The sequence below is a fragment of the Dactylosporangium sp. NPDC049525 genome (assembly GCF_040676755.1).
Taxonomy (GTDB): Bacteria; Actinomycetota; Actinomycetes; order Mycobacteriales; family Micromonosporaceae; genus Dactylosporangium.
In genome coordinates this window covers 128,762-151,826 of sequence record NZ_JBFAPO010000015.1, presented here as the reverse complement: position 1 = coordinate 151,826, position 23,065 = coordinate 128,762, and the positions used below count along the sequence as shown (strand labels likewise).

Below are 23,065 nucleotides of genomic sequence, written 5' to 3'. Positions count from 1 at the left end.
GCCGTGCCTCTGCGGCCTGACTGCAGAGAGAAACCGTTAGGATTCGGTCACACGCGCCGCTCAGCCGGCTGCCCCGAAAGGCACAGGATGCCGACGAAGAGAACCGCAGCCAAGGCCGCACCCAAGGTGACGTCTGCCGGTGGTGGCATCGCTGGCAAGCTGGGCGAGCGCTATGAGGCATGGTGGACGATCTTCGAAGGCGCACTCGCTGTCCTTGACGGCCACTTCGGCGCATTGTGCGTCGAGGAGCCCGGCACCGACGCGATCGAGTTTCGGCTGGTCAGCCAAGCGGACGGCGGCCCCGACGAGGCACATCAGTGCAAGAACAGCGATGGCACATCTTGGACGGTCGCCCGGCTCCGGAGTGAAGGCTTTCTCGTCGAGCTTGCCCGTCAAACCGACCTTGGCGCGCTCGTCGTGTTCGTCTCGTCTTCGCCGTCGATTCTCGCGCGGATGGCGAAGAAGGCACGCCGGCTGACGTTTCCGAGCTGGCAGGCCGACCTCAGCGACAAGGAAGAGGCCGCTTCCAAGGAACTGCAGCGCGACTGGAGCACGACGGCAGACGTCGTTCATCGACGGCTTCGCCTTGCGGAGTTCCGGACTATCGACGACGAAACGCTGCGCGATGTGCTGATCGGTCAGATCGCCAAGACGATGGAGGGCGACCCGGAAGAAGCCCTTGGGCTGATCCGCTCCCACATCGAGCAGCATCTTGGCGAGCATCAGATCACGGCACATGAACTGTGGGGCGTGCTCAGAGCAAAGGGGCATCATCCCCGCTCCGGCACCAACACGGCCGTCTCCGAGGCACTGAGGGACGTCGTCCACACCTACGTCGAGCAGGTGAACGGCTCACGACCCCCAGCGCTACCGCTCGTGCCACGTGCTCAAGTCGATCGCATCACGGAGCAGTTGACCGCCGAAGACGGACCAACTGTTGTCGCCGTCGTTGGCCGGCCAGGCACCGGGAAGTCGTCGGTACTCGCACAAGTCTGCCGCCGTATCGCCGACGACGTGGTGATCGGAGTGCTACGTCTCGACTTGGCCAGCCCAGCAACGACCGCGGCTCAGCTCGGCCGGCAGGAAGCCATCGGATTCGGCGATGCGCCATCGATCGCGATGGCCAGAGCCGGCGCCGGCAAGGGTGCTGTCCTGGTCATTGACCAGATCGACTCCGTGTCGCGTATGTCTGGGCGCGACCCGTCCCTGCTGTTGGCGCTGCGCGAGGTGGTGTCACAGGCCCGAGCCGCGAAGGATTTCAAGCTGCTTGTCGCGTGCCGAACCGAAGACCTCCGGTACGACAGCTCACTTCGCCGCGCGCTGGGCCTATCGCCGATTGACGCGCCGGGCAAGCCCGACGAGCCGGGACAGGGACAGATCGTCCCCGATTCAGAAATCGAACAGATCGCCCTCGGCGATCTCGCCGACGAGCAGGTCGCGTCGGTCCTTCGTGGACTTGGCCTCGACTATGCTGACACCCCGCGGGCGCTGCGTAGACTCCTCGGCAACGCGCTCAACCTCGCTTTGTTCACGGAGCTGTACTCCGAAGCAGATGAATCCGAGCGCGAGCCGCTGACCGCTGTGCGCACCAAGCTCGATCTTGTTGCGAGGTACCACGCCCACGTAGCACGGCACCTCTGTAACTCGCCTGGGGGGACGTCGTACGCCAGCGCAGCAATCCGCCTGGCGGCCGACATGAGTCACCATGGAATCCTGTCCGCCCCGGAGTCCATACTTGCCGACCTTCCCGACACCAGAGACTTGATGGTTCATCACGGCGTGATCATCAAGGAGAGGCGGCGACTCCGGTTCGTTCACGAAACGCTGCTGGAGTACCTCGTCGCGGTCGGGATTCGGCAAGCAGGCACCACCGTCGCGGACCTTCTCGCCGCGGGACCGCAGGAACTGCTGAGGTCGGGTCAGGTGCGCGCACTGCTGGCATTGGGCAAGGAAGAGGACGAGGAACGAACCTACGTCGCTGATCTCCGTGTCGCATTGGACGGCAACCGCACCCGATCACACATTCGTGCGGCCGTATACTCGATGCTCCGCGAATGTCGCACGGTGACGGACGCCGAGTTCGAGGTCGTATTCGACCGTGCCGTGGACCCATGCGATGCGTTGAGGTTCCACGCGCGGAGGACGTTGGCCGCCCCGTCTTTCGCGGTCATCATGGCTCAGCGAAGCCTGCCGCAATTCCTAGCGATGCAACTGTCATCGAGCCCACCAGCCCCGCAGGGTCCACACGAGCAAGAGCTTGCCCTGCTCAGCAACAAAGAGACGAGCAGCCTCCTGATTTGGCTCGCGCAGTCGAGCCCAGACACGACAGCAGCGGCGGCGCGTACGCTCGCCGACAACGTCGAAGCCCTCGATCGCACGATGCGGCTGCTGCTCCGGATCGCCTTCATGGCCGGCCCGGCGGAAGACGGTCGAGACGTCGCCGACCTCTTCATCGCAGTGGTCGAATCTGTGGCCGAGCTTGCAACAGCACCGCCGCCCGCCAACTTCGTTCACGCAGCCACGACGCATGATCTTCCAGATGCGGATGCGCTCGTACGGCGGATCGTCGACCTGACGTTCAACGACGATGGCCGGCATGCCCTCTCGACGATCGTCAAGAACTGCACGCGCCACGCCGCCCGAGCAATCGGAGCCTGGCTGCACGCCGCGGAACGCATCACGCTGCACCACAACATCAACAGCATTTTCCAGGGCTTCGGTGAGGACACTCCGCTGCACTACGAGTCCACTGGCCTGGACATCCTAGAGGGCTGTGCCCGGGCCACGCCAGTCGAGTACGTCGCGACGGTTCTCCCGATCCTCATCCGCGACTGGGAACGAACTGTCCACGTCGGTGCCGACTGGCGGCCAGTTGGGGTGCCCGCCTCCATGCCGGGGCTTCGGACGACCAAAGGGATGTTCTCGTACGGACGACGGTCGTTGCGGGACGAGGTCCTCGACGCACTACACCTGGCGTTGAGCCTGGCGGCACACGCCGACCCTGGGCAACTTCGGCAGACGCTGCGCCCCCTCCACGACAGCGACCTCTTTCCGGTTCACGAGACACTTGGCTATGCCTACGAGTATGCAGCCGGCCCAATGGTCACAGACGCACTAGAGTGGTGCGCGGACCCTCGCGTCCGTGGGCTCGATCGCTACATAACGTCCGGCTGGGCGTGGGGCGCCGTGGTAAGCCAGATCGCCACGACCGGGGACTCAGGTCAGCGAGCGGCGGCTCTGGATCTCGTTGCTGCTGTCTACCCGCCGACAGAGGTGCCAGTGGGCGTCACACGCGAGTCGATGCCGGCCGACGGGGCTGAGCGCGTTGTGGTGCTCGGTCAGTTGAGCCGCAGTCTCGGGCCTGCATTGCCAGCAGCACTGAGCGGAAACCTTCGCGAGCTGGAACGGATCACCGGACCGGCGCCGACCACCGCAAAGCCGCAAGAGGTTGAGTTCACACCGCGTCGTGCGGCGGTGTCTCCACCGACCGCGGAGTCCCCTGATCAACAGTGGGCAGAGGCCATCAACGCCCTGGCGACCTCCGACGAGAACACGGGTGACGATGATGGCGACGCCTTGGACGACGTCGCGGACGCTACTGCCGACGCCATGACCGTCGCACTGTATGACCAGGCGCAGAAGGCCCCGATCCGGTTCGCCCGCATCTTGCTGGCGGCAACCGATGCGTCCGCACGGCTCACGGGCGCTGTCCTCAGGGGCATCGGTGAGGCGATCAGCACGATCGACGACGCCGACCAACATGTGATCATCCAGCTGATCACCACCCTTGAGGCCCGAGGCCGGGCGATACAGACCGACATGGACATCCTGCCAGTCATCCATCGATGCGCGGGCTGGCAACTCCCGCACGAAATCGTCAGCATCGTCCCTACCGCGTTCCTGCGCGGTCCGACGACCACAAGGGACATCGGCTGGGATCTCGGCGATCGGGCAGTCGTGACCGGCCTCAATCACGCCCGCGGCCTAGCCGCCAACGCGGCAGGCGCGCTCCTACAACCTCCAGAGCACCGCGCGGAGCGCCTGGCAATTCTACGTCAGCTAATCGAAATAGTCTGGAATGACCCAGATGAGTCCATTCGTGTGTTCGCGCCGCAGGCGCTGCTTGCGGTGCTCTCCGTGGATCCCGACATGTTCGAGCGGGGCGTCCGCGCGTGGCTTGCATCCGCCAATGACGCGGTGCTGTACGCACCCAACCTCGGCCAAGTAGTCTGGGCGGCTTCCAACACCAACTCAGTACTCGCCTACGAGCTCGTCCGACAGATGCTCTCGTCCGGTGAGCCGGCAATCCGACGACGCGCCGGCAACCTTGCGGCCCTGTTCGCGGTCAAAGCGGTATCCATCGGCGCCGACGATGATCCGTACTGCCTGGCCGTGGCTCTCGATGACGTACACGCCCGCCGAGGAGTAGCCGAATTCCTCGCACAGCTTGTCGATGAACTCCCGACCAGGGAGGCAGATGTCCCCGATGTTCCACCGGTACGCGCAAGCGTTGAGCTGCTGTACCGTCTTGCAGACGACGATGACGACGACGTCTGCTCGCAGGTCATGAACGTCCTGCGCCACACCGCTGCCCCGCTCGTTCAGCATTCCGAGATGCTTCAGCGGCTGGCCCGGTCCCGTGCCTTTGCGGCCCACCCCGCAAGCATGCTGGTCGTACTCAGCAACCGACGCGACGAAATGCCTGAATCCGTGCTCGATCTTTGCGAATCGTGGGCAGCTACGTCGGCGGAGACAGCGGGCGACATATCCACGCGCGAGGCAGCAGACGGATACTACGTCACCGACATCGTTCTTGCGATCTATGCACAAGCGATCCCAGGAGGATTGATTCGGGGCCGTTGTCTCGACCTAACCGATCGGCTCATTGAACACGGTGTCGGAAGTGTGGAAGCCAAGGTCGAGCAAGCCGCATATCAAGCCATCGTCGACTGACACCTGGCATGAGGTCTCAGATGACACGGGCGTGCTCGGCCGCCGGCTGAGATCCATACGAGGTCAAGCGTGCCGTTCTGGCAGCCGAGGTGATTGACGTAGCCATGATCTTGCGTTGCGGTGTGCCCTGCCGGAATGCGTCGGCTGGCTGACGCGGCGTGCGGGTCTCGGTGGTTGTTTGCCAGATCTTGGACGTATGTGACGTTTACCCAATGTGCAAGGATTTCGTGCTGACTGGGATGCGCTGTCTGGGTGTGCGGTCGGTGAGTGCGGCCGTGTTTTTCGCTGCCTGCGGATCTGGTTGCGGTGCACGTCGTGCCGTGCGTTGACGGTGTTCGTGCATGTCTGTGCAAGGTGGCGCTGCGTGTTTGATGATCGTGACCTCTTGTGTGCCGTTGATCTCCCCGCGTAGTTTGCGGTTCGTCGATGTCCGGTTGGCGGGCTCGGCGCACGGGGAGGCATCGTGTCGGTGTCGGCGTTTGGTCGGCGGGTGACCGTGTTCGCGGCGGCTGGCCTTCTGGCTGGTGCGTTGTTCGTGGTGTTACCTGCGCATGCGGCGCCGGTGGTGCCGTCGGATCCGGATGTGCCGGTGCAGAAGTCGGCTTCGGTGTCGACGCAGACGGTGCGGCCAAGGACGGTGTCGCAGACGGACACTGGGGCGGCGTGGGCGCCGCGGCCGGTGACGTGGCCTGCGGCAGGGTCGTCCGAGGTGGACATTTCGGTGCCGGCGGCGGGTGCGCGGGCGCGGGCGGGGAGTTCGCCAGTGTGGGCGGGTCGTTCGGCGCAGGCGAAGACCACGGCTGGGCCGTCGCGGTTGAAGGTTGAGGTGTTCGACCGGGCGGCGGCGACGGCAGTTGGTGTGTCGGGTGTGCTGCTGCGCATGTCGTGGGCGGATGACGCGTATGCGGTGGGTTCGGCGTCGGTGGAGGTGGACTATTCGGCGTTCCGGGACGCGTATGGCGGTGACTGGTCGGCGCGGTTGACGTTGCTGCAGTTGCCGGAGTGCGCGTTGAGCACGCCGCAGCTGGAGGTGTGTCAGCAGGGGACTGCGGTGGCGACCCGCAACGACAAGGTGGGCACCCGGCTGACGGCGGATGTGTCGGTGGGTGCGCAGGTGGCGTCGAAGGCGGATCTGGCGGAGGCGTCGCGGTCGGGGTCGCTGGTGGCGTCGGCGCCGACGGTCCTCGCTGTGACGGCGTTGGCGTCGTCGGCGGACGGCCCGGATTATTCGCACACGCCGCTCAGCGCGGCGGGGTCGTGGCAGGCGGGGACGCAGTCCGGTGAGTTCTCCTGGAACTATCCCCTGGCGGCGCCGCCGGGGTTGGGTGGGCCGGTGCCGCAGGTGGCTCTGGGGTATTCGTCGAGTCAGGTCGACGGCCGCACGAATGCCAGTGGGGCGCAGACGTCGTGGATCGGTGAGGGCTGGGGTTACGAGGCGGGGTACATCGAGCGGTCGTTCCGGTCGTGTGCTGACGATTACAACAACCGTATCGATGTGACGTCGGGCTGGTCGGGGTACGGGCGGGTGCTGCCGGTGATGGATTACGACGGCGACGGCAAGGTCGACGTGGTGGGTATCAACGGCAGCAACGACATGATGTTGTGGCGGAACACGTCGCATCCGGGCAGCGCGTCGGTGGGCACGGCGCAGAACCTGGGTCCGGGGTGGCAGATCGCCGATGTGGTGATGGCTGGTGATTTCGACGGCGACGGCAAGACCGATGTGGTCGGCCGGGTCGGCAATCAGCTCAACGTGTATCGGGGGCAGGGGAGCGGGGCGGGGTATTCGTTGGCGCCGTCGGTGGTGTTGCCGACGTCGGGTTGGTCGGGGTGGACGGGTTGGTCGGCGTACAGCAAGTTCCTGCCGATGGCGGACTACGACAACGACGGCAAGGTCGACATCCTCGCGGTGCGCGGCACCACCATGAGCAGCCCCGGGGGGTTGGACTTCTTCCGCAACACCTCAACCGCCGGCAGCCCGTCCGCGACGTGGACGCAGACCGGTGGCGTCTGGGGGTCGGTGAACACGTTCCTGGAGGGTGACTACAACGGCGACGGCAAACGCGACATCCTCGGCCGCTCCGGTGACGCGATGTATGTGTGGCCGGGCAACGGCACCGTCGGTACGTTCAGTGTGGGCGCGTCGACGATCTGGTCGACGGGCTGGTCGGGGTACGGCGCGTTCCTGCCGTTGAAGGACTACGACGCTGACGGCAAGCCCGACATCATGGCGGTCGTCGGCACCGACATGTACTTCTACCGCAACACCTCCACCGGCGGTGCGGTGACGGTGGACGCTCGGTTGTTCTCCAGCAGCGTCTGGGGTTCGGTGAACCTTCTCGTCGCCGGTGACTTCGACACCGACGGCAAGGTCGATGTCATCGGCCGTGAAGGTGACGCGCTGCGGGCGTGGCTCAACGTCGGCAAGCCTGGTGAGCCGATCTACGCGCCGTTCTTCACCAACGCCACCAGCGACTCGTGCTGGCGGTCGCAGAACGCCACGGTGGTGTTCGGCGGCCGCTCCGGTGAACTGGTCCTGGACGACGCGACCAGCACGTGGCGCCTCGCCAGCGACGACGGTTCGAAATTTGAGCTGCTGACTAGCACGACCAACAACAACGGTGACAACAACGGCGAGCACTGGAAGCTCACGGCCACGGACGGCACCAAGTACTACTTCGGGCTGAACCAGATTCCTGGTTGGGTGGCGGGAAATCCGGAGACGAACTCGGCGTTGCGGATCCCGGTGTTCGCTAACCGCGGTGACGAGCCGTGCTTCCAGGTCGGCGGGTTCGCGGCGTCGTGGTGTTATCAGACGTGGCGGTGGAACCTCGACTATGTCGAGGACCCGCACGGCAACACCATGTCGTACTGGTACACCAAGGAAGGTAACGCCACCGGGTTGTTCGGCAACCCGAACGCGACCGCGGCGTATGACCGGGGCGTCGTTTTGAACCGGATGGATTACGGCACGCGAAAGAACGCGTCGCTGTCCACGCCGGCGCCGATGCAGATGGTGTTCACGACCGGGGATCGTTGTCTGGCGTCGTGCTGGTCGGGGTCGAACCCGGTGACGGCGAACTGGCCGGACACGCCATGGGACCTGAAGTGTGCCGGGCCGCCGTGCAACAACAACGTCTCGCCGACGTTCTGGACCTCGAAGCGCCTCGCGAGCGTGACGACGAAGGTGTGGGGCGGCACGTCCTACCGCGACGTCGACGAGTGGACGTTCACCCATCAGTTCCCTCCGACCGGCGACGGCACCAGCCCGTCACTGTGGCTGGCCAGCATCACCCGCACCGGCAAGGTCGGGGGCGTCAAGGCCCTTCCGGCGGTCACGTTCGGCGGCACGGCGTACGCCAACCGCACCGACTTCAACGTGGGTGCCGGCGTCCCACAGACGTACAAGTACCGAGTGACCCGGGTCAGCAACGGCACCGGCGGCGAACTCGGTATCACGTACAACGCGACGAACTGTTCCATCAGCTCGCTGCCCGACCCGGACAACAATACGCAGCGGTGCTTTCCGCAGTACTACACACCGCCTGCGGCACAGCCGGGCTGGTCGTGGTGGAACAAGTACACCGTCTCCCAGGTCCTTGAGAAGGACCTCGTCGGCGGCAACCCGGACGTCGTGCACGGCTACGACTACAGCACCGCGAACTCATCCACGGCGGTGCTGTGGCACCACAACGACAGCGCATGGTCCACGAAGATCTCCTACCGGAGCTGGTCGTCGTGGCGTGGCTACTCCACGGTGAAGGTGACCACCGGCGCGTCGGGTGAGCCGCAAAGCTATACCGAGTACCTGTACATGCGCGGCATGGACAAGGACCGCACCGACGCTGGCCTGTACACCCGCACCGCCACCGTCACCGCGACCGAAGGCCCGGCACTCGCCGACGACGACCGGCTCGCCGGGTTCCTCCGCGAGACCCGGAAATATGACGGGCCCGGCACGACGCTGCTGTCGGCGACGTTGAACGATCCGTGGCAGCAGCAGACCGCGTCCCGGACGTTGACACCTGCCTGGGCGGCACCGAACGTGCAGACCGCCGGGTATGTCCGTACGGCCCGCTCGCAGACACGCACCTGGATCGCGGCGACGTCGACATGGCGGCGTACCGACAGCCAGACCACGTATGACACCACGTATGCGCAGCCGACCACGGTCAAGGACCTCGGCGACACCACAACCGCCAGCGATGACCGGTGCAGCAGCATCACCTACGCCCGAAACACCACCGACTGGCTGATCGACTACCCGGCGCAGACCCTCATCACGGACTGCACCGCGAGCCCGGCGCCCGCCAACCACCTCGGCGGCAGCCAGACCCTGTACGACGACAACGCCGCGGTCGGCTCCATCGGCACCCGCGGTCTGAACACCAAGAGCACGGCGCTGGACTCCTTCACCGGCAGCACTCCGGTGTGGAGGCAGACAGCACATGCCATCTACGACGCCAACGGCCGCATCCAGGACACCTTCGACGCCGCCGACAACAAGACGATGACTCGGTTCACCACCGCCGCAGGCGGAACCGTCACCAGTGTCACGACAACGAATCCGCTCGGCCACGCGTCGACCGTGACACTGGACGGCAACCGGAACACGCCGGTCAGCACCACCGACGCCAACCTGAAGACCACCAACGTGCGATTCGACCCGCTGGGACGGCTCACACACGTATGGGCAGCCGGACGTGCGACGAACCTGTCACCGAACATCGAATACGTCTACAACATTCACGACTACAACAATGTTGCGGACCAGAAACCGAGCTCCGTGCTGACGAAGAAGCTCGGGCCGAACAACAACATCATCAGCACCTATGAATTCTCAGACGGGCTGCTCCGTGCGCGGCAGACCCAAGCCTCGGCGCCGGCGGCCAACGGCGGAAGGATCATCGCCGACACGAAGTTCGACAGCCGCGGCTTCGTCAGCAAGTCCTCGATCGTCTACAACAACGCGAGCGGTCCGGTGGACACTCTCGTGTCGTTCGGTGACCACGAGGTCCTCAACCAGCACCGGTACACCTACGACACGCTCGGACGGAAGACCGCCGATGCGCTGTATGCGGCGGGCGTCTCGACCCCGACGTTCAAGTGGCAGACGTCTACCAGCTACGACGGCGACCGGGTAACCACGACGCCGCCGACAGGCGGCGCGGCCACCATCACGTTCTCCAACGCCCGTGGTCTGACCACGGAGCTGCGGCAGTACCTGAGCGGCACGGCAACCGGGTCGTACCAGGCAACGACCTATACGTACGATCCCCTCGACCGGTTGACGCAGGTCCAGGACCAGTCCAACAACGTGTGGGCCACGCGCTACAACCTGCGAGGCTGGGCTGACCAGAGCATCGATCCTGACCGTGGCACCACCAACGTAGTCAGCTTCGACCTCATGGGCCAGCCCGTCACGACCACCGACGCGCGCAATGTCAGCATCACCAGGGTCTATGACGCGCTTGGACGGGTCACCGACCTGTACGACGGTGTCGATACGACCGGCACGAAACGCGCCTCGTGGCTCTACGACACGATCGCCAAGGGACAGGTGACGTCCGCGAGCCGGTTCGTCGGTTCGGACACCTTCAAGACGACAGTCACCGGCTACAACGACGGTTATCAAGCGCTGGGTACCACCACCAGCATCCCATCGAGCCTTGCGATGCCGTGGCTCCCGGCCGATGACTACACGACGTCAATGACGTTCAACGTGGACGGTTCGCAGGCCACGCTCACCTATCCGGCCGCAGGTGGTCTCATGGCCGAGACGGTGACGACGACGTATGACAACACCGGCAACCCGCTCACGATGAGCGGTCAGGACACCTACATCGCCGGACGGAGCTTCTACAACTTCGGCGCAATGTACCAGCAGATTCTTGGCTCAGGCGCCAAGCGTGTCCGGCAGACGACCGCGATCGACGAGGCAACCGGCAGACTCACGAATGCCAAGACGGAGACCGAGAACGCGGCGAACCCGAACACCTGGGTCGAACGATTGACGGAGGGCTACGGATACGACCCAGCGGGCAACGTCAAGAACATCACCGAGACACTCGGCGGCTCCGTGGTGGTCAACCAGTGCTTCAACTACAACATCCTGCGCGAGCTGACCGAGGCCTGGACGACAGCGGCAAGCATATGCCAGGCCACCCCGTCAACCGCCGTTGTCGGCGGTACTGATCCCTACTGGACGAGCTACAAGTACGACACGGGTCTCAGCACGTATAACAACGGCAACCGCACCCAGGAGGTTCGGCATGCGATCGGTGCCGGCGTCGACACCACTCGCACATACACATATCCCACGTCCGACAAGCGACACACGCTGACGAGCGTTACCGCGACGGGCGGCACCACCGGCACTGACAGCTACACGTACGACCTTAAAGGCAACATGAAGACCCGTAGCGTCGTCGGCCAGCCGAGTCAGACGCTAAACTGGGATAACGAGGACCATCTCGCGTCGGTCGTCGACAGCGCGGGAACCACCAGCTACATCTACGATGCGAACGGCGCCCGGCTCGTTGCCAAGGACCCGGCCGGGGCGACGGTATACCTACCTGGTTTCGAGGTACGCAAGGTCGGTAGCACCGTCACCGCGACGCGGTACTACGGAGTTGCCAGCCGTACCCCATCCGGACTGACCTGGCTTGCGGCGGATCATCACGGCACCGGTCAGCTCGCCGTCGATGCGGTCAGCCAGGCAGTGACACGCCGCAAGACGGACCCCTTCGGTAATCCGCGGGGCGTTGACCCGTCATGGCCCAACCCCCGCGGGTTCGTCGGGGGGACCCGCGACAACACCGGCCTGACACATCTCGGGGCACGCGAGTACGAGCCGGCCGTCGGGCGCTTCATCTCCGACGACGCGATCACCAACTTCGGCGACCCGCAGCAAAGCAACGGGTATAGCTACGCCAACAACAACCCGACGGGGATGAGCGACCCGACGGGTCTGCTCCGGGACATGGACGGCGGCGAGGAGTTCATTCCTGAGCCGGTTACCCAATGCGTGAAGACCACCTGCCGTTCGGACGGCGCAACACGCTGCCACTATCAGAGCGCGTCCTGCCGCGGCGGTACGCCACCACCCGGTGGTTGGATCGATGTACATGTCAAGAAGAACGGCACGACGACCGTGACGTACAACGGCCGCAGCTATATCAACGCTGTGGACGTCACAAACTTCGTCACCGCGCCGAACGGTATGAGCCTGGAGGACATGGCGGCCGGAGCGGACCGGTTCCTGGACAAGCACACGCTGAAAGTGCCGTACGAGGATGTGGACGCGACCGGCTATGTCATCACCCAGGCCGCGGCCGACGGCTACTACGGCACGCTGGACCCGGCGTTCCTGATCGCCTTGCAGAGCTTGGAGCCCATTCGCGAGTCTGCGCTGGTTGGCAGTGGCGGAAAGTTGATGACCGGCGATCTGTCGGACGTTGCGAACTTTGCCGGCGGCAGCAAAACCCCAATCATGTGCAACTCCTTCGCGCCAGGCACGCTGGTGTTGATGGCTGATGGCTCGTCCAAGCCGATCGAAGAGGTAACGGAAGGCGACGTTGTGCTCGCCAGCGACCCCAGCACTGGCCTGACATTGTCTGAGAAGGTTACGGCAACGATCGTCGGTGAGGGTTCCAAAGTGCTTGTCGATCTCACAGTCGACACAGACGGGGAATCCGGACAAGCGGTCGCGCACATCATCGTCACGGATCAGCACCCCATCTGGGTTCCGGCTGCTCGGCGCTGGATGGCACCGGTCGACCTGCGTGCCGGCGACACTGTGCAAACCGCGACCGGTCAGTCGCTGCACCTCGCGGCGGTCCGTGTCTGGAGCCAGGTGCAGCGGGTGCACAACATTAGCGTTGCGACGCTCCACACGTACTATGTGATGGCAGGCACGGCGCCGGTCCTTGTGCACAATGCAGGCGGCCCTTGGTGCAACACGCGTAAGCCGATCTTCGGAGATCGGCCTGACTACGGCCAGACATCGCTGTACGCGATCTTCTCGAAGGACGGGAAGCTGTTGAAGTGGGGTGTCAGCCAGGACCCGATCGGTCGCTATACCTACCGGGAGTACGCTGACTTCGGCAAGGGTTCGTACATGCAGGTCGTTCGGAACTACGATGATTCATCGGATGCGTTCGCAAACGAGGCGTACATGGTCAAGAGATGGCCGGGTGCGTGGAATCGCGAGGCGTACGCTGGCTCCGTTGCGCCTGGGGGCGCCACTGTCACGGATGCGATCAGACTGATCGGTGCCGGGCGGGTACTGCAGTAGCAGCGGATCCATTCAGCAGGTCCTTGATCACCTGCTCCTGATCTTGATGGGCGGTGTAATGCATCCTGGGCGACGTGCGCAAGGACTCGCGGACGGCGTCGAAGCCGTCGTCGGACGGGTCGGTGAGGCGTCGCCGCGGTCGCGGCGTCAGCCGTCGGGCCGGGCGCCGGGGAAGCAGTCCGGCGATTCCGACCGCGACATCCGCATGGTCAAACTCCGGCAGAAGATCAGCGGAGGACTCCGCACCTGGACCGGCGCCGAAACCTTCTGTGCTGTCCGCAGCTACTTGTCCATCGTCCGTAAACACGGCATCAACGCCCTCGAAGCCTTCACCCGACTCCACAGTGGACACGCCTGGATGCCCACAACCAGCTAAAAGCTACGCAGCAGCCGATGGCAAGCGTCTGTCGATCCGAGAGCGAAGGACTACTCGATGTCATCTGACGACTTCTACTTCCGAGCGGAGTGTGAGAACGGGCGTATCGTCCCGGACCCGTCGGAGGATGTCATATTCATCCTGATGGAGAACCTGAACAGCAGCGATAATACGTTTGTGATCCTGGAGCCCAAGGACGCCGAGGAAGGGTGGTATGTGTCTATTGCTCGGCGTCCTCGAGGCGGTTTCGAGGTTGAATTCCGAGACCCGGTTACCCGAGAGCACGAGATTGAAGTGATGCGGGACAAGAGCCGGTCCGCCACGAAGATAACGCTGTGGGTCGCCGGACGACCAGCGGTGGCGCGCCGACGAGCTTTCTGAAGGTGCGCGATAATTGTTTCTTCTAGTATTCGCCCGGACTCAATGACGTGATCTCAACGAGATTGCGGTAGGTAGCGGTGTTCGAAATGGGTGGGATACAGCGCTGCGGCGACGATGTTGCCGAGCGTGCCGGGGGCTGGCGGTGGTGTGGCGTAGTGTTCGCCAGCGGCCGGTGAGGCTGGCGAAGCCGCGTTCGCTTAGGCAGCGCATCGAGCGCAGGAGCAGGTTGTGTGCACGGTTGTCGACAGAGAGTTGACGGCCGTCGGCGGTTGCTTGTACGGGGTGTGGATCCTGTGGGGCTCGTAAATCGGGTTCCGGTCACGCAGCCTGCGTGTATTCGTTGATCAGGCCGCCGAGGATCGGGCGTCGTTGAACCCGGGCGGCGGTGAGGTCGACGACCTGCGTTGGTGGGTTGGGCGGTCGTTGGTCGAGCGATTGGTGTGGCCGGTGGCCGTTGTAATGAGCGGTGTACTCGGTCAGCGCGCGTGACAGGTGCCGTTCGCCGACGATGAGTATCCGGTCGGTGCACTCGCGTCGTACCGTGCCGACCCAGCGTTCCGCGAAGGCGTTCGCCCGCGGGGCCTTCGGCGGCGTGCGGAGCACGTCGATACCGGCGGCGGTGAACACCGTGTCGAAGGCTGTGGTGAACTTCGCGTCCCGGTCACGCAGCAGAAATCGCAGACCGGCGGCGCGCTGGTCGAGACTCATCAGCAGGTTCCGTGCCTGCTGCGCCACCCAGGCGCCGGTGGGATGTGCGGTGACGCCGACGACGTGGACCTGCCGGGTGGCGAGCTCGATGAAGAACAGTACATAGATCCGCTTCAGCAGCACGGTGTCGACGGTGAAGAAGTCGCACGCCAGGATCGTGTGCGCCTGGGCAGTCAGGAATTGCTGCCAGGTGGGTCCGGTCCGGCGGGGTGCCGGGTCGACGCCGGCCAGGTGCAGGATCTTCCAGACTGTGCTCGCCGCGATCTGGTAGCCCAGCCGAGCCAGTTCACCCTGCACGCGGCGATGGCCCCAGGTCGGGTTCTCGGCGGCCAGACGCAGGACCAGTTCCCGGATCTCGCGGTCTACGGGTGGCCGGCCAGGCCGCGCGTGTGGGTAGGTCCAGTGCCGGGCGATGAGTTGCCGATGCCAGCGCAGCAGCGTGGCCGGGGTGACGAAGAACGCCGACCATTGTGGTCGGGGCAGCAGCCCGGACAACGCCGCCAGCACGACCCGATCCTCGGGCTGCAGATCGGGGCGGTGGACCTGCCGGCGCAGCACCGCCACTTGATGCCGCAACACCAGCAGTTCGACGTCCTTCGCGCCCCCGTCTCGGGCAAGCTGGGTCAGCATCTGCAAGATCTGACGCAGGAGCAGGTACACCAGCGAAGCGCTCATGGCCTGGATCATCGTCGCCGCTGGCAACGTCGCCACGGACAAACCCGCACGTCACAGCCAACAAACCCAATTTACGAGCCCGACAGGCTTGGTTGACCACGAGCATCGCGACCTGACCGAGGAAGGCAAGCCCGACGCCGAGGAAAGAGGCTCGAACATGCCCGCGGCGGTCCCGTCGGCGCTGCGCGGATCGAACCCCGGCACCCACCCGGTCCGTCGCACCACATCGGCATACTCGTCGAAGTCCTCGTCCCGGTCCTCCGGCGCCACGACCGCGGCTGACGCGTCGACCATGCGCAGGACGAGGTCGATCCGATCGCCACTGTCGTCGATGTCCGGCACGCTCGAACCCTATGGCGACGCAGCCGGCCCGTGCCATGTCTTGACGGGTGGACGGCTCGAACCGTTCGGCCGACCGATACCGGCTCGCGCCCCGTCCGTCAGGGGGTTGTGAGGCTTGATCCTGCCGATGGCGCACCCAGCGTCGGTCACCAATTCGACAGGACCGTCCTCAGTCCGACACACGGCGATTGATCGAAGGCACGATATGCATCGGTGGAAGGGTGGCGTACGGTGGTGGCGGCCCGCTCGGGCCTTGATCGGCAGTCCCGGACGGCGAAGGCGAGCGGCAGATTGGGATCGATGCCAGAGGATGCTTACCAGCTGCACGCAAAGACCGAGCAATGGCAGATGCTGGCAACGCAGCAGCAGGAGCTGGCCGCGCGACTGCGACAGGTGGCGAGCGATCAGCGCGAAATGGTCGCGCTGTGGGACGCGGCGCAATCCGATGAGTTGACGGCCGAAGCGCGGATCATTGAAGATGGTCTGCGATCACTTGTGAGCAAGATCGTCAATCTGGAATTGGCCGCGCTGGAAAGGGTCCGCGGAGCCATCGAGGCGGAGGCCCGAGCCGTGCGGTCTAAGTTGCGCCCATGATCGAACGGCCGCGCCGAGAGGCGTCCTCCGGCAATCCGGCTGTGTTGCGTCTGCTTCATTTCCTGCGGATCCGAGGAAGGGATTCCATGGCAGAGTTCAACGACCCACAAGCGAGGGCGAAGAAGCGCGCCACGGACATGCACGCGAGTCTCGACTACACCATTCAGGACGAGCGGGACACCGAAGCGCTTATGGAGAAACTCGACAAGGTGGCGTCCGAGCTGTTCGAACTGGCTCAGGACTGGGACGACGTGGACGAGCAGATGGCCGCCCGAGTTCGTGAACAGGAGCAGCGGTTACACGGTTTGCGCAGTCGCGTGGAAAGCATGGGTGAGATGGAGGCCGACGAGGCGTCCAAAATCATCACGGCGATCCGGCAGGCGCTTCGGGAGGCGCGCGGCGGCAACGGTTGAGACGTGCACCGAGCCGGGCGCGGACCGCGACAATCGGGTGATTCGGGAGAGTGTATGGGTCCTCAACTGGTCCTGACCCACGGCGTCGGCCGTGGCGAGAGCTCCGACATGCTGCAAATCTGGACCCGTGCGCTGGCCGAGGGCGCCCGGAAGGCGGGTCACGGCGACCTGGCGGCGTCCCTCCCCGATGGGCGCGGCGTGCGCACCGCGGTGGCGTACTACACCGATCTCTTCGCGACGAAGGAGGCTCAAGGCACGGCAGGCCTCGACCTGGACCCGGCTTCCGCCGAGATACTCGGCGAGCTCCTGTTGGAGATCGCGGAGTCCGCGGCGGACGACGGGTCCGACCCGGCGGGTCAGGAGGCACTGGCCCTCGCGCGCGGTCAACTTGCGCCGGTCGAGGGGCGACAGGGACCCGGTGACCTGGCGCGCCGCCTGATAAACGTTGCCACCACGCTGCTCGACCTGCCAGGCGTGCGATCGACGGGACAGTGGTTGATCGGCAAGGCGATGATCCTGGACCTCGCGCAGGTGGCCCGGTACCTGGCCCGCGGCGAGCCCGACGCGGCGGGGGCGACGCTCGACCAGCGTGTCCGGGCGCGGCTGCGGACCCATCTGGAGCAGGGTCCGGCGGTGGTCATCGGACATTCGCTGGGCTCGATCGTGGCCTGGGAGACGCTCCACGAGTCCGCAGTGGACCTGCCGCTGTTTGTCACCATCGGCTCGCCGCTCGGCATGCGCTCGGCGGTGCTTCCGCGATTGCGCCCGCAGCCGTTGTGGACGCCGGAGCCGGTCAAGCGTTGGCTCAACTTCTGGGACCGCGATGACATCCTGACCGGCCGGCCGCTGCTGGAGGAGGAGTTCGGCCGCAATTCCGGCCGCGTCCGCCCGGTGAGCGCGCGCGTCGACTCGGACGGCCTGTGGGTGCACCCGGCAACGAATTACCTGTCGCAGGGCGACGTCGCCGGGCCGGTTGCCGAAGCGCTCGCGTCGGGCCCGCGATGATCGGTCTGCGGCACTGCCTCGTCGTCGCCGTCGACTACGACGGCAAGTTGCGTCTTGCCCGGCTGGCGCGCGCGGCCCAGGACCTTGCCGCGGTGCTCCGCGACCCGCACATCGGCGCGTGCGATCCCGGCCTGCCCGACGGGAGAGCCCTCGTCGATGGGAAGCTGACGAAGCAGGACGTGGATGGACACATCACAACGGCCATCGAATTCGCCGGCGTCCGGCGCGCCACGTTGATCATCGCCCTGCTCGGCCACGGGTTCGTCGTGGAAGGCAGGAGCCGGCTGTACTACATGGCGCACGACTCCGCGGAGCATGTGCGCAACCGCGCCGTCAACGTGCCCGAACATCTTAGCGTCGCCGCCGACCATCCGGGCGTCAACGGCGTCCTGGGGCTTGTGGACACCTGCATGGCCGCGGGTGCGGTGCCGGACGCCGGTGACCTGATCGCCGGCGTGCGGTCGGGCCAGACCCGCCTGCAGTTGCTGCTGGCTGCGGGCGTCGTCCAGCAGGCCGTCGACCTGCGGATGACGACGAGCCTCGTCGAGGTGCTCAAGTTCGGCCTGCCGATCGACAAGGACGTCCTCGCCATCCCGGACGTGCACGGCAGTCTGCGTGGGACGGTGACCGGGCAGTCGGTCGGCTCATTCGCCTACGACGGCGCACCAGGATCGGCCGAGCACCTGTGGCTCGCCCACAACCGCAGGTATTCGCGACGAAACGTTTCCGACGGATTGATCGGGGCCATCGGCGCCGAGCAGCTGGCGACCGCCCGCGCGATCCTCCTACCGGACCAGCCGGCCGGCGTCGGCTCCCTGATGGAGCTCCGGCGCGCGGCGGAGACGACGACGATCGAGACCCCCGCCACCGTCCGCGCGCGCCGGCTCGTCGACACCCTGTCGGCGACGGAGCGGACGGCAGCCTTTGTCCGTCGGTGGCTACCGGCCGCGCCAACCACGGTCGTCTTCCGGCGCGCGCTGGTCGCGCTGGATCGGCAGGGGATTCCGCCGGCGGCGTCCAGCCCGCACGCCCCGTTCACCAGCGAGATCGACTACATCGAACACGTCGCCTTCGCCCGGTCTGGCCTTGACGGTGACTATCGGGCCGGGCTCGTGGCGTTCGTCGCCGCCCTCGCGGACGAATTGAGAATGGATCTCGATGTGCTCGAGCTGGCGAAGTGGGCCGCGGAACTCAACGCGAACCTCCAGCTCGGCGACGCGCTGCGGTCCTTGCGGGCGGAGCAGGACAGGCGGGCGCTGCGGCTGGTGGTGCGGCTGCCCGGACCGACCGAAAGCTGGCCGGACACGGTCATGGCGTCGTTGCACGAGGACGGGCAGCCTCCGGCGCGCTGGGTGATCACCTGCGCCGGCGACCGCGCCGGCGCGGACGAGGCGCTCCACAAGGCCATTCACTGGGCGGAGAAGCTCGCCGCCGAACGGCGGCGGCGGCTGTGGCACATCGACGTGGTGGCGCCCGCGGGAATTCTGCTGACGTGGCACCCCGAGGATGCGGAACGGATTGTCCGGCTCGGACTGCTGTACGACTTCCGGATGCACTGGAACTGGCGGACCGACCACGACGGGCGGGCGGTCAATCTGCTCGCCGTGCAATGGCTGGACAGCATCGCGTCGACGACGGACGAGCAGGTCATGGAGTGGCTTCCGAGCAAGGTCCTGCAGGACGGGCCGGCATTGCGGAGCAAGCTGGTGAACCAGCAACACAACGGTGCCCTCGGCCTTGAGCATCACCCCGGCTCTGACGTGGCGCTCGCCGAACTTCTGCTGACGCACGCGCCCATCGTGATGTGGCCCCGGGAGAGCACCGACACCATCGACGGCAAGGTTCGGCAGCACGTGGCAGACAACTGGCAACGGCTCCCGGACGAGTTCGGCCACGCCTATCGGCGTTGGCGTCGGACCGGCGGCACCGAGCCGCTCGTCGCCGTCCGTGCGGTCTGGGAGGACAGCGACTGGTTGGACCTGTGCTCGGTTTTCCAACGCTGAAGCGATCGAGGAGTGTGTGGGATGGCTTGGACGACGTACTACCACGGCGACGGCCGGCAGCGGCAAAACCCGGTCAACTGGGAGCCGGCCCCGCCGTGGCGGACGTTTCCCCGGCGGTCGCTCGGCCTCGTCTTTCAACCTCCTGACGGGCTCGTCGACGTGGTCAACGCCGCCCTCTGCTTGCGCCGGCCGCTGCTCATCACCGGACTGCCCGGCTCCGGCAAGTCGACCGTGATCGACTCGGTCGCGGCGGAACTCGGGCTGGGCGAGGTGCTGCGCTGGCACATCACGTCGCGGAGCACCCTCGCCGAGGCGCTCTATCGGTACGACGCTCTGGGGCGCATCCACGCCAACCAGCTCAAGCAGAACGATGACATCTCGTTGTTCGTCCGGCTCGGCCCCCTGGGCACCGCGCTCGTCCCGGCGCAACACCCTCGAGCGCTCCTCATCGACGAGATCGACAAGAGCGACCTGGACCTGGCGGGTGACCTGCTCGACGTCCTGGAACAGGGCGAGTACGAGATCCCCGAACTCGCCCGACATGAGCAGTCTGAGATCCGGGTGCGCCTGTGGAAGAGCGATGACACCCATACCGTGACCGATGGCAGGGTGAGCTGCACGGCTTTTCCGTTCATCGTCATGACCAGCAATGGCGAACGCGACTTCGCCGCGCCGTTCCTTCGCCGCTGCGTGCGGTACGAGATGCCCATGCCGAAGCACGAGTTGGTCGCGCAGGTGGTGCGGGCCCATCTCAACCTTGACCCCACGACAGGTCCGGCAAAGGAGCTGGTCGACGAATTCTTCGGCCGGCTGTCCAGAGGTGACACCGTGGCCGTCGACCAACTGCTGAGCGCGATCTTCCTGCTCGCGGGTCAGGACGCACCACAGGGCGAGCAACGCCAGCGCCTGCTGGACCTCGCCATGCGGAACCTGTCGCGGGCCTGAACCGTGGACGATCACATCCCGCCGATCGTGGCCGCCTTCCCGGAGCTGGACGCCACGGCCTTCGCGGAAGCGGTCTGGCTGGCCGCGGGGAGACCGGCGGCGGCCGCGGGTGCCGTACCACTCGAGGACCAGCCGGAGACCCTCCCTGGCGAGCCGGGTACCCCGACGGCTCAGCCAACCGGCGTCGAGCCGCCGACGGAGCCCGCACCCGCACCGGCACCCGAACCCGGCAACGCCCCGCCGGGGTCGAGCGACGCGCAGCCCAACCTGTACGACACCTGGGATCCGGCCGAACCGGCGAACGCGACGCTGCATCGCCTGCACAGCACGCGCGCGCTGCCCCGGGCGATGGACCTGATCCGGGCGTTGCGGCCGCTCAAACGCCCCTGGCGGGCCGGACGTCCGGTCGAGTTGGACATCGAAGCCACGGTCCGCGCGTATGCCGAGACCCGACAGTTGAACCCGGTATTCAGGCAGGCACCCGAGCGCTGGTTCGACGTCGCGCTTGTCATCGACGACTCTGCGACCATGGCCGCATGGGAGTCGGTGGCGACCGAGTTCGGCGGCCTCCTCGCCCAGGTCGGAGCGTTCCGGCAGGTGAGCGTCCTGCACCTGACGGTCGGCGATGACACCGCGACGTTGCAGGACGGCAGTGGCCGCGGCTGCGGCCTCAACCTCATACGGTCGACCGACGCGCGCACGCTGATCCTGATCCTGTCCGACTGTGCGGCACGCGGATGGCGGGCTCCGCACGTGTGGCGGGTCCTGAGCACCTGGGCGTCCTCCACTCCGACCGCGCTGCTCAACCCGCTGCCGGTACGCCTGTGGCGGCGAGGCGGCCTGCGCCTGCCGGCGGTCGCCGTGACGCCTTCGGGGGTGGGCACCCCCAACGGCCAGCTGCGGTACCGGATGCCGCCCCTGCCGCAGGGCGCCGAGCCGGCCGAGGTGATGCCGTTGCCGGCCGCGGGACTGACGCCGGTCCTGCTGCGCCGCTGGGCGATGACACTCATGCGCAACGACCCCAACGGCTGCGACGCGGTCCTGATGGCACCGGGTCGGTGGCCGGCCAGCGAACGCGCCGCGCCCGTGCCGGAGCCCACCGGGCCGGAGCTGGTTGAGACGTTCCAGCACATCGCGACCGACCCGGCCGAGCGACTGGCCCGCCTGTGCGCGCCCTACTCCAGCATCACGCTGCCGGTTCTCAACGCCATCCGGCAGGAGCTGATCCCTGAGGCTACCGTCAGCGACGTCGCGGAGCTGGTTGCCGGTGGCCTGATGTCGGCGGGGCGGGACCGGACCGGCCGGGCCTACCTCGAGTTCCGGCCCGGGGTGCAGGCCGTGCTGATGTCGCAGTTGCGCGGGAATGATGTCTGGCGGGTGTATGACGCGCTGACTAAGTATGTCGCGGAGCACCACGACTCGCCGCCGAACTTCCTCGCGGCGATGCACGATCCCGACGGCCTCGTCAACATACCCGCCGAGGTCCTGCCGTTCGCCCGGGCCGCGCTCGACGCTCTACGCGTGCTGCCCGGGATTCCACAACCGACCGCCGATCAGCACCCCGTCGGCATCGTGGACCACAGGCCACCCGTCCCCGCTGACGATCGAGCGCAGCCCCGGCCGAGTGGCATCACGCGCGCCAGAGGGCTGCAGGCGACGCTTGACCTGACGATCGAGGACCAACGCGATACAGGGGCGTTGCTGGAGAGACTCGACAGGCTCGGCTCCGAACTCTTCGATCTCGCCGCCGATTGGGAAGTGGTGGACTCGGACCGGGCGTCGATAGTGCGCGACCAACAGCGAAAGGTCCACTCGTTGCGGCAGCGGTTGGCCGCGGTGAGCGGCCTGGGAGCGGAAGAGACCCTGAAGCTCATCGCCGACATCCGTCGGGCGTTGCGCGACGGCGCCAGCGGCCGGTAGGGCGCGTGCACTACCGGCCGTGCGGGGCGTTGCCCTCGCCGAAAATCTTGTCCGTGCTGGTCAGGCCGCGTGCTCGTACTCGTGGAGGATGCCTCCGAGGCGGTCGCGTCTTCGGATAACAGGACGGCTCACCCGCCAGGCGCGGCGGGCTGGTAACCGTCGTACCGCTCGGTCAACTGCCGCTCGGGACGCGGCAGCAAGAGCAACCGGTTGATGAACACGTCGGGCAGCCATCTGGCGGCACAGGACCACGCCCCCGCCGATCGGCGGGCACTCCGGCACCTGGGGTGTCGGGTCGACATCCATAGGACGCCGCATCGTCCGGCGAGCTACGTGGCGAAGGCTCGTTCGCGGCGTTGGGCGGCGAGGACGCGGGGTGGTGGGCATGTCACAGCCCTGATCCGAGTTATGAGCCCAACAGGTTGAAAGTCGTTCGTGGATGGATCGTGACGTC

General features: G+C 66.1%; 11 protein-coding genes and 1 pseudogene. 10 read left to right on the top strand and 2 right to left on the bottom strand.

What is annotated here, in order from left to right; genetic code table 11:
• The first annotated feature begins 87 nt into the window (after nucleotides 1-87).
• The 4 genes and pseudogenes from AB0K00_RS22775 to AB0K00_RS22760 all read left to right on the top strand — a co-directional run bounded on the left by AB0K00_RS22775 (nucleotide 88) and on the right by AB0K00_RS22760 (nucleotide 14,006).
• On the top strand, nucleotides 88-4,953 hold the full coding sequence (locus AB0K00_RS22775) for an ATP-binding protein (protein ID WP_363523494.1): 4,866 nt from the start codon (nucleotides 88-90) through the stop codon (nucleotides 4,951-4,953).
• Between the two features lie 490 nt (nucleotides 4,954-5,443).
• A complete protein-coding gene (locus AB0K00_RS22770; RefSeq protein ID WP_363523493.1) occupies nucleotides 5,444-13,249 on the top strand; it encodes an FG-GAP-like repeat-containing protein in 7,806 nt (2,601 codons plus the stop codon).
• 193 nt (nucleotides 13,250-13,442) lie between these two features.
• Nucleotides 13,443-13,577 (top strand): annotated as a pseudogene (locus AB0K00_RS22765) (IS66 family transposase); the annotation flags it as partial.
• Nucleotides 13,578-13,682: 105 nt separating this feature from the next.
• Entirely contained in the window at nucleotides 13,683-14,006 is a 324-nt protein-coding gene (locus tag AB0K00_RS22760) for a hypothetical protein (protein WP_363523492.1), read from the top strand.
• 318 nt (nucleotides 14,007-14,324) lie between these two features.
• On the opposite strand, the gene AB0K00_RS22755 is transcribed toward AB0K00_RS22760, so the two are convergent.
• Entirely contained in the window at nucleotides 14,325-15,389 is a 1,065-nt protein-coding gene (locus tag AB0K00_RS22755; protein ID WP_363523491.1) for an integrase core domain-containing protein, read from the bottom strand.
• Between the two features lie 51 nt (nucleotides 15,390-15,440).
• A complete protein-coding gene (locus AB0K00_RS22750; RefSeq protein ID WP_363523490.1) occupies nucleotides 15,441-15,731 on the bottom strand; it encodes a hypothetical protein in 291 nt (96 codons plus the stop codon).
• Between the two features lie 231 nt (nucleotides 15,732-15,962).
• Between AB0K00_RS22750 and AB0K00_RS22745 the strand changes: the two genes are divergently transcribed.
• The 6 genes from AB0K00_RS22745 (at nucleotide 15,963) to AB0K00_RS22720 (ending at nucleotide 22,611) form a co-directional block, all read left to right on the top strand.
• Nucleotides 15,963-16,325, top strand: a complete 363-nt coding sequence (locus AB0K00_RS22745) for a hypothetical protein (protein WP_363523489.1) — start codon at nucleotides 15,963-15,965, stop codon at nucleotides 16,323-16,325.
• Entirely contained in the window at nucleotides 16,322-16,738 is a 417-nt protein-coding gene (locus AB0K00_RS22740) for a hypothetical protein (RefSeq protein ID WP_363523488.1), read from the top strand. Before AB0K00_RS22745 ends, AB0K00_RS22740 begins: the two co-directional genes overlap by 4 nt.
• A 54-nt stretch (nucleotides 16,739-16,792) precedes the next feature.
• Complete coding sequence (locus tag AB0K00_RS22735) at nucleotides 16,793-17,743, top strand: alpha/beta hydrolase (RefSeq protein WP_363523487.1); 951 nt, start codon at nucleotides 16,793-16,795, stop codon at nucleotides 17,741-17,743.
• A complete protein-coding gene (locus tag AB0K00_RS22730; RefSeq protein ID WP_363523486.1) occupies nucleotides 17,659-19,746 on the top strand; it encodes a hypothetical protein in 2,088 nt (695 codons plus the stop codon). The genes AB0K00_RS22735 and AB0K00_RS22730 overlap by 85 nt, the downstream gene beginning before the upstream one ends.
• A 159-nt stretch (nucleotides 19,747-19,905) precedes the next feature.
• Entirely contained in the window at nucleotides 19,906-20,691 is a 786-nt protein-coding gene (locus tag AB0K00_RS22725) for an AAA family ATPase (protein WP_363523485.1), read from the top strand.
• Between the two features lie 3 nt (nucleotides 20,692-20,694).
• Nucleotides 20,695-22,611 (top strand): SAV_2336 N-terminal domain-related protein, encoded by a 1,917-nt coding sequence (locus AB0K00_RS22720; RefSeq protein WP_363523484.1) that lies wholly within the window; start codon nucleotides 20,695-20,697, stop codon nucleotides 22,609-22,611.
• The last annotated feature ends 454 nt before the right edge of the window (nucleotides 22,612-23,065 follow it).

What these genes read in the sequence shown, in the direction of transcription:
- AB0K00_RS22775 (WP_363523494.1), top strand. Translation starts at nt 88, where the DNA reads ATGCCGACGAAGAGAACCGCAGCCAAGGCCGCACCCAAGGTGACGTCT.
- AB0K00_RS22760 (WP_363523492.1), top strand. Translation starts at nt 13,683, where the DNA reads ATGTCATCTGACGACTTCTACTTCCGAGCGGAGTGTGAGAACGGGCGT.
- AB0K00_RS22755 (WP_363523491.1), bottom strand. Translation starts at nt 15,389, where the DNA reads ATGAGCGCTTCGCTGGTGTACCTGCTCCTGCGTCAGATCTTGCAGATG.
- AB0K00_RS22740 (WP_363523488.1), top strand. Translation starts at nt 16,322, where the DNA reads ATGATCGAACGGCCGCGCCGAGAGGCGTCCTCCGGCAATCCGGCTGTG.
- AB0K00_RS22735 (WP_363523487.1), top strand. Translation starts at nt 16,793, where the DNA reads ATGGGTCCTCAACTGGTCCTGACCCACGGCGTCGGCCGTGGCGAGAGC.